Here is an 11,956-nt window from a genome sequence, read left to right on the forward strand (position 1 = left end):
GAAATTGATTTTTGAAATTGACATTGTTATTCCCTCGTTTTATCACTAATAATTCTATCTTCATTATGGATATCAGTACGATAATGTTCATCGTCTCCTTCCAGAATTTTAAGATAACTTCTATAACGGGACCAAGCGATTTCATCTCTTTCTAATGCTGCTTTAATGGCGCAATGCGGTTCCTCTTTATGCAAGCAATTATTAAATTTACATTGGTCTTTCAATTTGAAAAACTCAGGAAAATAACCACTCACTTCTTCTTTTTCCATATCGACTATTCCAAAACCTTTGATACCCGGCGTATCGATGATTCTGGCATCAAATGATAAATCATACATCTCTGCAAAAGTCGTCGTGTGTTGTCCCTGCTTACTTGCTTCAGAAATTGTTTTTGTTTTTAGATGTAAAGAAGGTTCCATTGCATTTACCAAAGTAGATTTTCCAACACCGGAATGCCCAGAGAACATACTCACTTTTCCAATCATCATTTTTTTCAACTCCTCAATTCCTTTCATTTCAGTCGAAGAAACGCGCAAACATTTGTACCCTATTTCCTGATACACATGCTGCATGTACAATTGTTCGTCAAGCGTGGCATCATCAAAAGTGTCTATTTTATTAAAAACCAGTATCGTTTCAATTCTATATGCTTCGGCTGTAACCAAAAAACGATCAATAAAATTAAAAGTCGTTGGCGGATTATTAATTGTAACTAACAAGAAAACCCGATCAATATTAGACGCAATAATATGCATCTGATGTGATAAATTCACTGATTTACGTACGATGTAATTCTTCCTGTCATGAATTTTATGAATAGTTCCTGTAACTACATCTGATGTTACCTCGAGTTCATAATCCACAATATCACCGACAGCAATAGGATTGGTGCTTTTGATTCCTTTAATTCGGAATTTACCTTTCATACGGCATTCGATAAAATCCCCTTGTTCGGATTTTACGGTGTACCAACTTCCTGTAGATTTGTATACTAGTCCTGTCATTTAGGATTTTTGATTGAAGATTAACGATTTTAGATTTCTGATTTAAAACCTAAGACTTTGCAAAGATAAAGGATTTTTGATTGAAGACTAACGATTTTAGATTTCAGATTTAAAATCTAAGGCTCTGCAAAGATAAAAGATTTTCGATTTTTGACATAAGAAGACTCTAAAAACAAAAAAATCCCAAAACATAACGTCTTGGGACTTCATAAAATTTAAATTCTCATCACCGAAATCTAAAATCAGAAATCGTTAATCTACACTCCTAAATCATTTTAAGCGTTCAATACTTTTTCTTGGTGACCAATACTTTCCTGGTGAATCGCTTTGAACATTTTCAGTACAAACTCTTCCGTCAATCCTTTTTTCTCACCCTCTAAAATCATTTTTCCTAGAATTTCGTTCCAACGATTGTTTTGCAATACAGCAACGTTAGCATCTTTTTTCACCTGACCTATTTCGTCTGCTACTTTCATACGCTTCCCTAATAAATCCAATAAAGTAGCATCTAAAACATCTATATTAGCTCTTAACTTAGCCATTTTTTGAGTAAACTCATCCGATACATCATTTACTTTTCTAACTTTCAAATCAATAAAAATTTGTTTCAAAGCGTCTGGCGTAACTTGTTGTGCAGCATCACTCCAAGCATTGTCCGGATCGTAATGTGTTTCGATAATCATACCATCATAATTCAAATCCAAAGCTTCTTGAGTAACTTCAAGAATCATTTTGCGATCTCCTGTAATATGAGACGGGTCAATGATTAAAGGCAAATCAGGGAATTTATTTTGCAATTCGATAGGGATCTGCCATTCTGGAATATTTCTGTATTTTGTTTTCTCGTAAGTAGAAAAACCTCTATGAATTACTCCTAATTTTTCAATTCCTGCCATGTATAAACGCTCAACACCACCCAACCATAAAGACAAATCTGGATTTACCGGATTCTTAACCAATACGATTTTTTTAGTTCCTACTAAAGCATCTGCAATTTCCTGCATTGCAAATGGATTTACGGTAGTTCTTGCACCAATCCACAATACATCAATATCATACTCCAAAGCTAATTTTACATGAGCAGCATTTGCTACCTCAGTTCCCATTAACAATCCCGTTTGTTCTTTGGCTTTTTTCAACCATTTCAACCCTATTTCTCCTACTCCTTCAAATCCTCCCGGACGTGTTCTAGGTTTCCAAATTCCTGCTCTAAAAACACTTACATCTGAATCTTTCAATTCATGTGCAATTTTCAATACTTGTTCTTCTGTTTCAGCACTGCAAGGTCCTGCGATTACAAATGGATGAGTCAAATTGAATTCATTCAACCAATTTCTCATTTCTTTCTTGTTTTCCATCTTTTTTAATTTTTATTTTTTTATTGTGTTGTTCTTCTTCTTAAAACTGTTTTCTGAGACTGCGCCTGCCCCAAAAAACGGTCTATTTTTTTACATTAATTCCGTTTAATATTTCCTTTATTTTATTGACACTTTGCATTTCATTATAAATCGCATCGTAATCTTCCTTTTCTAATAATTCTTTAAATTTTGATAAATTAGAAATGTATTCATCCAATGTTTTCACAACCTGCTTCCTGTTTTGTTTAAAAATTGGAGTCCACATTGCTGGCGAACTTTTGGCTAAACGAACCGTACTTTCAAAACCGGATCCGGCCATATCAAAAATATCCTGTTCGTCTTTCTCTTTATTGATTACCGTTTTCCCCAACATAAACGCACTGATATGTGACAAATGCGACACATATGCAATGTGTTTATCATGTGATTTCGGGTCCATATAACGGATTCTCATTCCCATAGCGGTAAAAAGCTCCAACGCCTTTTCCTGTAATTTGAAAGTTGTTTTCTCTACTTCACAAATAATATTCGTTTTACCTTGAAACAATCCTTTTATCGCTGCCGAAGGTCCTGAAAACTCCGTTCCTGCAATAGGATGCGTAGCAATAAAATTTCTCCTTTTAGGATGATGGGCAACCGCTTCACAAATAGGAGTTTTTGTTGAACCTACTTCAAAAACAATCGTATTGTCCCCAACGACATCCAATACTTTTGGCAAAACAATCAATGCTACATCAACAGGAACCGAAACGATTACAAAGTCAGCATCAACTAAATCTTCAAATGTTGCCGCTCCATCAACAACTCCTAAAGTTAAGGCTTCCGCCAAATGACTTTCGTTGTTATCAATTCCATAAATTTTGGCTTCCGGATGCAGCGTTTTAATGTCCAATACCATCGAACCGCCAATTAATCCTATTCCTATTACAAATACTTTCATCGTTTTATTTTTATACCTACAATGTTTTAAAAACCTTGAAGGAAAATCTGAAATCTAGAATCGTTAATCAACAATCTAAAATCTATTTATAGCTTCTTGTATTTTTTCTTCTTTTACACAAAGTGCAAATCGAATATATCCTTCTCCATTAGAACCAAAAATGGTCCCCGGTGTAATAAAAATAGATTTGTCATATAAAATTTCATCAATGAATTTCTCTGCCGATGTAATTCCGTCTGGCAACTTTGCCCAAACAAATAATCCAACTCCTTCTTTGTACACTTTACAACCTAATTTCTCAGCTAGTTGTTCGGTAAGAATTCTGCGTTTTCTATAAATCGCATTCATCGATTCAAACCAAGTCTTGTCACTTTTTAAAGCTTCAATTGCTCCTTTTTGAATCCCGTAAAACATTCCGCTATCCATGTTGCTTTTTACTTTTAGAACAGCATCAATACAAGCTGCATTTCCTAAAACCATTCCAACTCTCCAGCCTGCCATGTTAAAAGTCTTACTCAAAGAATTCAATTCTAAAGCCACATCTTTGGCACCTTCCACTTGTAACAAACTCATCGGATTGTCATTTAAAACAAAACTATACGGATTGTCATTGACTAACAAAATGTTATGTTTTTTGGCAAAAGCCACTAATTTTGAAAACAACTCCAAACTTCCTCTTGCTCCTGTTGGCATATGCGGATAACCAATCCACATGATTTTCACTTTAGATAAATTCAGTTTTTCCAAAGCTTCGAAATCAGGTTCCCAATTATTTACTTCTTTTAAGTCATAATAAACAGGCACTGCCCCTACTAAATTCGTCACCGAAGTATACGTTGGATATCCTGGATTTGGAATAAGTACCTGATCTCCTTCATTCAAGAAAGCCAGTGAAATATGCATGATTCCTTCTTTGGAACCCATCAAAGGCAAAATTTCGTTAGCAGGATTCAACGCCACTTGAAAGTTATTCTGATAAAAATCAGCAATACCTTGTCGTAATTCCGGCAATCCTTGATAACTTTGGTATTGATGCGCATTTTCATCTTGCATTGCCATAACAACTGCACCAACAACTGCTTGTGATGGCTGTAAATCCGGACTTCCAATTCCCATATTAATAATTGGTTTCCCCTCAGAAGCCAATTGTCTTACTTCTCGCAGTTTTGAGGAGAAATAGTATTCTTCAATTATATCCAGACGTTTCGCTGTAGTAATCATGGTTTTGTATTTTTATATTCGCCTAAAACCTTAAAGTATTCCGCCATTATGGTCAGTAATGCTTTTGCTTTAGTATAATCTTCGTATTTTTCGAAAGTAACATCCACAAAAAAGGAATATTTCCAAGGCGTTTCTATTTTTGGTAACGATTGTATTTTGGTCAAATTCAATTTACAATCACTCATCACATTTAAAACTGCCGCTAAACTGCCGCGTTTGTGATCCAATTCAAATTTGATGGAAGCTCTGTTTATTTCGTTTTCATCAACAAATGAGTTCTCCTTTTTAAGAATAACAAATCGTGTCATGTTATTATTTATCGTCTGGATTTCCGGAGCCAAAATCTCTAAATCATACATTTCAGAAGCCGTTTTACTCGCAATTGCAGCAATTCCTTTCAACTGATGCTGATGTATTCTTCGTGCCGTTTCGGCAGTATCTTTATCTTCAACTAATTTTATGTCCGGATACTTTTTCAAAAACTCCATACATTGCAATAACGCCATTGGATGTGAATGCACTTCTAAAATATCCTCAATTTGTTGCCCTTTTAGCGCCATTAAATTTTGATGAATATCTAAATAATGCTCTCCAACAATGTGCAAGTTGTTTTTATCAATCAAGGCATAATTCGGAATAATTGGTCCTGCAATAGAGTTTTCTATAGCCATAACCGCCTGATCTGATTTTCCTGAAAGCAAACTATCCACTAACTCTTCAAAAGACAAACACTCATCTACCTCAACATTTTGATAGTAATAATCCTGTGCCACCTGATGATGAAAAGAGCCTTTTATACCTTGTATTGCAATCTTAGTTCTCATTCTAAGTTATTATTTGTTTCTATTTGAAAATGAAATTTTGATTCGTATTCTATCAATTTTCATTTATCTTATTTCAGTTATATTCAAAAAAAAATCCTGATTTTCATCAGGATTGTATATTAGTTTTATTTGTTTGTTTGTTTTCAAATAACCATAGCACAATCCCTTACTTCCTAAAGAAGAAATAATAAGTGTTGCTAAAATAAAAACGGTTATTAGACATTATATGTTCTGTGTTATATTTAATATTTACACTGCAAATGTAGGGCTTATTTCAAACCGACCAAAAAAAAATTATTGTTTTATGTAACAAAAAAAGAATTCTTTGTGAAAGCTGCTTATTATTGCAAAATACCTAAAAAAGAGACTTCTAACCTATCTCTTATTACTGATTTCTAAATGCTTTTTTCAACTAATTCAAACTAAAAAAGCGTTTAAGCTGCTAAATTAGCCGAAAGCCATTTTTTTCCCTCTGCAATTCGGGTAACTACCATCGCTGAAACCAAATCTCCATTTGCATTCAACAGGGTCGCCATAGGATCTACTAAGGTTCCTACAATCATCGCGGCTGGTAAAGCTTGCTCCATAGGAAATCCATAAACGGTTATCGCTAGAATTTCACCTATATAACCTCCATTTGGAATTCCGCCCTCGACTACCGAAACAATTACTGTAATTCCCAATGCCACTAGTAAATTATAAGGATCTGTGAAATCTTTACCAAACATGGCAAAAATAACCGCGATTTTTATAATGGACGACATACTCGAACCGTCTTTGTGCAAAGGTGCGCCAAGTGGAATAACTACATTCCTGATATGACTCGGGATATTCATTTTTTCGGCACCTTCGAGATTCGCCGGAATTGTCGCAATGCTGCTGCAGGTTCCCAATGCCGTTAATGAAGGCGTAATATTGTTTTTCCAAAATACTTTAAATCCTAATTTCCCTCCGGCGATAAAAGCATACAAACTAAAAAATACGACAAAGTAAAAAGCACAAACCGCATAATAAAGCCCTAAAGGTTTTGCGTAAGCGCCAAATAATTGCGGTCCGAAAATCCCAACCTGATACGCAAAATAAGCACCCAAACCTATTGGAGCCGTTTTCATAATCATGTGTAACAATTGCTTCATCACTTCATTTCCTGAATTTAGGAAGCGACTGAAATCTTTCCCTTTTTCTCCCGAATGCAAACTGGCAAATCCTATTAAAAAAGAAAATATAATAAGCGCCAACATATTTTTACGGGACAACAGTTCAAAAAAGTCACTTGCAGTAAGCAACTGGGTAATTTGTGAACCCGTAGAACTTTCCTGAATGGTTTCCAATGGAATTTTGGAAATGATAATATCTTGCTGAACAGGGAATAACAATACGCCAACAATCATCAAAATGGCCGAAATCAATACTGTGCTTAAAAATACGCCAATAACGATTACAAACAACTTCCCCAATTTCTCTGATTTTTCTAAATTGGCAATCGAAGATGCAATCGTAAAAAAAATCAAAGGGATAATTGCCGTGAACAATAAATTCAAAAATATATCGCCCAAAGGTTTAATGACTTCTACTCCTTTTCCAAAAACTAAACCCAATATACTTCCTGCCTGAATCCCGCCAAGTAGCAATAAAATACTTTTGTAGTTTTTCAGAAAACTGCCCGATTGTGTATTTTTCAAATTCATATCTATATAGTTTATGGTAAATATATAAATCTAAAATAGAATATCATCTCGCTTTGTAAAACTTTGACCAAGGACTTTTTAGCTATTGGGCTACAAAAAACAATAAATCAATACTTTTTCTGTTTACTTTTGCAACAAATAAAATTCCATGTCAATAGAAGTTACTAATATATCAAAAAGTTACGGTGCCCAAAAAGCACTGGATAACATTTCATTTTCCATTAATAAAGGAGAAATTGTTGGTTTTTTAGGTCCAAATGGAGCCGGAAAATCGACTTTAATGAAAATATTGACAACGTATATCAATGCCGATGAAGGTACAGCAATCGTAAATGGAAACGATGTAAACACACAGCAAAAAGCCGTTCAGCTTTCTATTGGTTATTTACCAGAACACAATCCGTTGTATTTGGATTTATATGTACGGGAATATTTAGCTTTTAACGCTGATGTCTATAAAGTAGACAAATCCCGAATCGAAGAAGTAATTCAATTGACAGGTTTAAGTACCGAAAGTCATAAAAAAATAGGACAATTATCCAAAGGTTACCGTCAGCGTGTAGGCCTTGCCAATGCTTTATTACACAATCCCGATGTTTTGATTCTTGACGAACCAACAACTGGTTTAGACCCAAATCAATTAATGGAAATTCGTAATGTGATTAAAAACGTAGGAAAAGATAAAACCGTTTTCCTTTCTACGCACATTATGCAGGAAGTTGAAGCCATTTGTGACCGCGTTATTATCATCAATAACGGCAAAATTGTTACCGATAAAAAACTGGACCACTTAATTTCCGAAGACAAGGAGCAAGTTATCGAAGTAGAATTTGATTATAAAATAGAGGAACAAGCTATTGCCAAAATCGAAAATCTAGTTTCTTACAAGAATACACACGACATGATTTGGGAATTGACTTTCAAAGCGGATAAAGACATGCGACCGGCTGTTTTTGATTTCGCTAATGCCAATGGTTTGAAAACACTTCAACTGAATCAGAAAAATAAAAACCTCGAGGCAGTATTTAGAGAGATTACAAAGTAGTTTACAACTAAAAAAGCTCGTTTAAATTTGATTTTAAACGAGCTTTTTTTATAAAATACGATTGGGGAATTAAAAAACCTTACTCGCAATTTGTCTAATATTCTCTGATTTTCCCATAGAATAATAATGCAATACCGGAACTCCTGCAGCTTTCAATTCTAAAGATTGTTGAATTGCCCATTCGATTCCTACTTCCCTGATATCAGTATTATTTTTACATTGGTCAACCGCATGAATTAAATCTTCCGGCAAATCAATTCTGAAAATTTGCGGTAATACTTGCAAATGTCTTTTTACGGCAATTGGTTTAATACCTGGAATAATAGGTACAGTAATTCCCATTTCTCTAGCTTTGGCAACAAATTCAAAGTATTTAGCATTATCAAAGAACATTTGTGTCACCACGTAATCCGCACCGGCATCAACTTTTTCTTTTAACCTTTTTAAATCAGATTGTAAGGATGGAGACTCCAAATGCTTCTCCGGATATCCAGCTACACCAATACAAAAATTGGCTTTATTATCAATATCCATTACATCGTGCAAATATTTTCCGCAATTCAATTGGTTGATTTGTTTCACTAAATCAACCGCAAAATCATTTCCTCCTTGTTTCGGAATAAAATATTGCTCGTCTTTCATCGCATCACCACGTAAAGCCATCACATTATCAATTCCCAGATAATGACAATCGACCAATAAATACTCGGTTTCTTCTTTGGTAAAACCACCGCAAAGCACGTGAGGAACCGTATCTACGTTGTATTTATGCTTTATCGAAGCACAAATCCCAAGCGTTCCCGGACGCATTCTGGTCAGTTTCTTATCTAATAAACCATTGCCTTTATCCACGTAAATATATTCTTCGCGAGAAGTAGTTACATCTATAAATGGTGGTTTGAACTCCATCAACGGATCAATATTATCGTATAATTCCTGAATGCTTTTGCCTTTTTGAGGTGGAATAATTTCGAAAGAGAATAAAGTTTCTCCTTTTGCGTCTTCAATATGTTGTGTTACTTTCATTTTCTTTAGTTTGAAGTTTAAGGTTTAAGGTTTAAGGTTCTCTCGAACAACTTTAAACTTTAAACTTTAAACAAAATTTCAACTTTAAACTATTTTCTAATCTGCTATATTTGGGTTCAGCCATTTCATGGCAACTTCTGTCGATACGCTTCTTCGTTTGGCATAATCTATAACTTGGTCTTCTTTTATTTTTCCAAGTCCAAAATACTTACTTTCCGGGTTTCCAAAATAATATCCAGAAACCGATGAAGCCGGCCACATCGCCATACTTTCCGTTAAAGTCACTCCTATTTCTTGTTCTACATTTAGTAATTTCCAAATCGTTGGCTTTTCTAAATGGTCAGGACAAGCCGGATAACCCGGTGCTGGACGAATTCCTTTATAAACCTCTTCAATCATAGCCTCGGTAGATAAATTTTCATCAGCAGCGTATCCCCAAATTTCCTTTCGGATTTTTTCGTGAAGGTATTCGGCAAAAGCTTCTGCAAAACGATCCGCCAATGCTTTCACCATAATCGAATTGTAATCATCTAAATCTCTTTCAAATTCAGCTGCCCATTCATCAACACCAAAACCGGTCGTTACACAAAACGCACCCATATAATCCGTTTTACCACTGTCTTTCGGAGCAATAAAATCAGATAAAGCGATATTTGGAGCACCTTTCGTTTTTTGTGATTGCTGACGCAGAGTCAAGAATTTCTCTAATACTTTTCCGCTTTCATCGCTCAATTCTATGTCATCATCATTCACTTGATTCGCTGGAAAAATTCCGTAGATTCCTTTTGCTGTCAGTTTCTTTTCTTTCAAAATAACGTCCAACATTTCCTTTGCATCCGCAAAAACTGAAGTAGCTTGTTCACCTACAACATTATCAGTAAGAATCGCCGGATATTTACCGAACAATTCCCATGTTCTAAAAAACGGTGTCCAGTCAATATACGGAACCAAAACATCCAAATCGACTTCGATTGTTTTTGTTCCAATAAAATTAGGTTTCATTGGATTGTAATTTTCCCAATCTAATTTCAGTTTATTGACACGAGCTTGCTCAATAGTCAAGAAATTTTTGTCGCGTGAACGATTCAAAAATGTCTCTCTAAAAGCATCATATTCTGCTCTGATGTCACTTGCATATATTTTTCTCTCACTGTTCAACAAATTTCCGGCAACCGTTACGGCTCTCGAAGCATCATTTACGTGAATAACAGTTTCTCTATATTGTGGTGCAATTTTTACGGCAGTGTGCGCTCGTGAAGTGGTTGCTCCACCAATCATCACTGGAATTTTTATGTTTCTTTTATCTAATTCCTTAGCCAAATACACCATTTCATCAAGTGACGGTGTTATCAATCCGCTTAATCCAATAATATCAACGTTGTGTTCTATAGCTGCAGCGATAATTTTCTCAGGCGCAACCATGACACCTAAATCAATGATTTCATAATTGTTACAAGCCAAAACAACTGAAACAATATTTTTTCCAATATCGTGTACGTCGCCTTTTACCGTTGCCATTAAGATACGACCTGCAAAACTTGAAACACCATCTTTTTCGGCTTCAATGAATGGCAATAAATAAGCTACTGCTTTTTTCATTACACGCGCTGATTTCACCACTTGTGGTAAAAACATTTTTCCCGAACCAAATAAATCTCCAACGACATTCATTCCTGCCATTAGGTTGATTTCGATTACTTCGATAGGTTTTGTTGCTGCCTGTCTCGCTTCTTCTACATCAATTTCTATAAATTCATCGACTCCTTTTACTAACGAGTGTGTCAATCGTTCCTGAATAGTTCCTGAACGCCATTCTTGAACTGCTTTTTCATTACTCTTGACATCTCCTTTTACATTTTCAGCAAAGTCCAACAATCTTTCGGTTGCATCATCGCGACGGTTTAGAATTACATCTTCAACGTGTTCTAATAAATCTTTTGGAATTTCATCGTAAATGGAAAGCATTTCTGGATTCACGATTCCCATAGTCATACCATTTTGAATCGCATGATATAAGAAAACAGAGTGCATCGCTTCACGAACCGTGTCATTTCCTCTAAACGAGAAAGAAACATTACTTACACCACCACTAATATGCGCATGTGGAAGATTCTCTCTAACCCATTTTGTTCCTCTAAAGAAATCCAATGCGTTTAAGCGGTGTTCTTCCATTCCTGTTGCAACAGGAAATATATTCAAATCGAAAATGATGTCTTGTGCAGGAAAACCAACTTTGTTTACCAAAATATCATACGAACGTTGGCAAATCTCAACTCTTCGCTCATAATTATCTGCTTGACCCACCTCATCAAAAGCCATAATAATTGCTGCAGCGCCGTAGCGCTTGATCAATTTAGCATGATGAATAAATTGTTCTTCCCCTTCTTTTAAAGAAATTGAGTTTACAACACTCTTTCCTTGCACTACTTTTAAACCCGCTTCGATAATGTCCCATTTCGAGCTGTCAATCATGATTGGCACTCTGGAAATATCAGGTTCTGCAGCGATTAGATTTAGGAATTTTGTCATAGCATATTCGCCATCGAGCATTCCTTCATCCATATTAATATCGATGATTTGTGCGCCACCTTCTACTTGTTCTTTTGCAATGCTAAGTGCTTCTTCGTATTTTTCTTCCTTGATTAATCGAAGGAATTTTCTAGAACCTGTAACATTGGTACGCTCACCAATATTCACAAATACGCTGTCTGGCGTAATGATTAAAGGCTCTAATCCCGATAATACAAGGTTTTTTCTAGTTTCTGCTTGTGCCATTTTTTATTTTTTTTTGCCCTAAAATCAATAATTACAAAGAATTCCTGGCTATAATTAAGACGCGATACATCGCGT

The 11,956-nt window shown here is 35.3% G+C and carries 9 protein-coding genes; 1 reads left to right on the forward strand and 8 read right to left on the reverse strand.

Annotated elements, in window-relative coordinates; genetic code table 11:
- Nucleotides 1-26 precede the first annotated feature (26 nt).
- The 6 genes from rsgA to QLS65_RS09940 form a co-directional block, all read right to left on the reverse strand.
- Nucleotides 27-1,004 carry a ribosome small subunit-dependent GTPase A gene (gene rsgA / locus QLS65_RS09915; protein WP_282717225.1) on the reverse strand — a complete coding sequence of 326 codons (978 nt, stop codon included), beginning with the start codon at nucleotides 1,002-1,004 and terminating at the stop codon, nucleotides 27-29.
- 275 nt (nucleotides 1,005-1,279) lie between these two features.
- Nucleotides 1,280-2,362 (reverse strand): bifunctional 3-deoxy-7-phosphoheptulonate synthase/chorismate mutase type II, encoded by a 1,083-nt coding sequence (locus QLS65_RS09920; RefSeq protein ID WP_282713100.1) that lies wholly within the window; start codon nucleotides 2,360-2,362, stop codon nucleotides 1,280-1,282.
- 82 nt (nucleotides 2,363-2,444) lie between these two features.
- On the reverse strand, nucleotides 2,445-3,302 hold the full coding sequence (locus QLS65_RS09925) for a prephenate dehydrogenase (RefSeq protein WP_282717227.1): 858 nt from the start codon (nucleotides 3,300-3,302) through the stop codon (nucleotides 2,445-2,447).
- 75 nt (nucleotides 3,303-3,377) lie between these two features.
- Nucleotides 3,378-4,523: an aminotransferase class I/II-fold pyridoxal phosphate-dependent enzyme gene (locus QLS65_RS09930; RefSeq protein WP_282717229.1), complete on the reverse strand. Its 1,146-nt coding sequence runs from the start codon at nucleotides 4,521-4,523 to the stop codon at nucleotides 3,378-3,380.
- Nucleotides 4,520-5,347, reverse strand: a complete 828-nt coding sequence (locus tag QLS65_RS09935) for a prephenate dehydratase (protein ID WP_282717231.1) — start codon at nucleotides 5,345-5,347, stop codon at nucleotides 4,520-4,522. Before QLS65_RS09935 ends, QLS65_RS09930 begins: the two co-directional genes overlap by 4 nt.
- Before the next feature lie 434 nt (nucleotides 5,348-5,781).
- The gene (locus QLS65_RS09940; RefSeq protein WP_282717233.1) at nucleotides 5,782-7,035 is read right to left on the reverse strand and encodes a dicarboxylate/amino acid:cation symporter; all 1,254 of its coding nucleotides are present in this window, start codon (nucleotides 7,033-7,035) and stop codon (nucleotides 5,782-5,784) included.
- A gap of 148 nt (nucleotides 7,036-7,183) precedes the next feature.
- On the opposite strand from QLS65_RS09940, the gene gldA reads away from it, so the two are divergent.
- Nucleotides 7,184-8,080: a gliding motility-associated ABC transporter ATP-binding subunit GldA gene (gene gldA / locus QLS65_RS09945; protein ID WP_282717235.1), complete on the forward strand. Its 897-nt coding sequence runs from the start codon at nucleotides 7,184-7,186 to the stop codon at nucleotides 8,078-8,080.
- 69 nt (nucleotides 8,081-8,149) lie between these two features.
- Here gldA and metF read toward each other — a convergent pair whose 3' ends face one another.
- Both metF and metH read right to left on the reverse strand, forming a co-directional pair.
- Nucleotides 8,150-9,106: a methylenetetrahydrofolate reductase [NAD(P)H] gene (gene metF, locus QLS65_RS09950; RefSeq protein WP_282717237.1), complete on the reverse strand. Its 957-nt coding sequence runs from the start codon at nucleotides 9,104-9,106 to the stop codon at nucleotides 8,150-8,152.
- Between the two features lie 96 nt (nucleotides 9,107-9,202).
- On the reverse strand, nucleotides 9,203-11,881 hold the full coding sequence (metH, locus tag QLS65_RS09955; protein ID WP_282717238.1) for a methionine synthase: 2,679 nt from the start codon (nucleotides 11,879-11,881) through the stop codon (nucleotides 9,203-9,205).
- Nucleotides 11,882-11,956 lie beyond the last annotated feature (75 nt).

The organism is Flavobacterium algoritolerans (genome assembly GCF_030010385.1).
Taxonomy (GTDB): Bacteria; Bacteroidota; Bacteroidia; order Flavobacteriales; family Flavobacteriaceae; genus Flavobacterium; species Flavobacterium algoritolerans.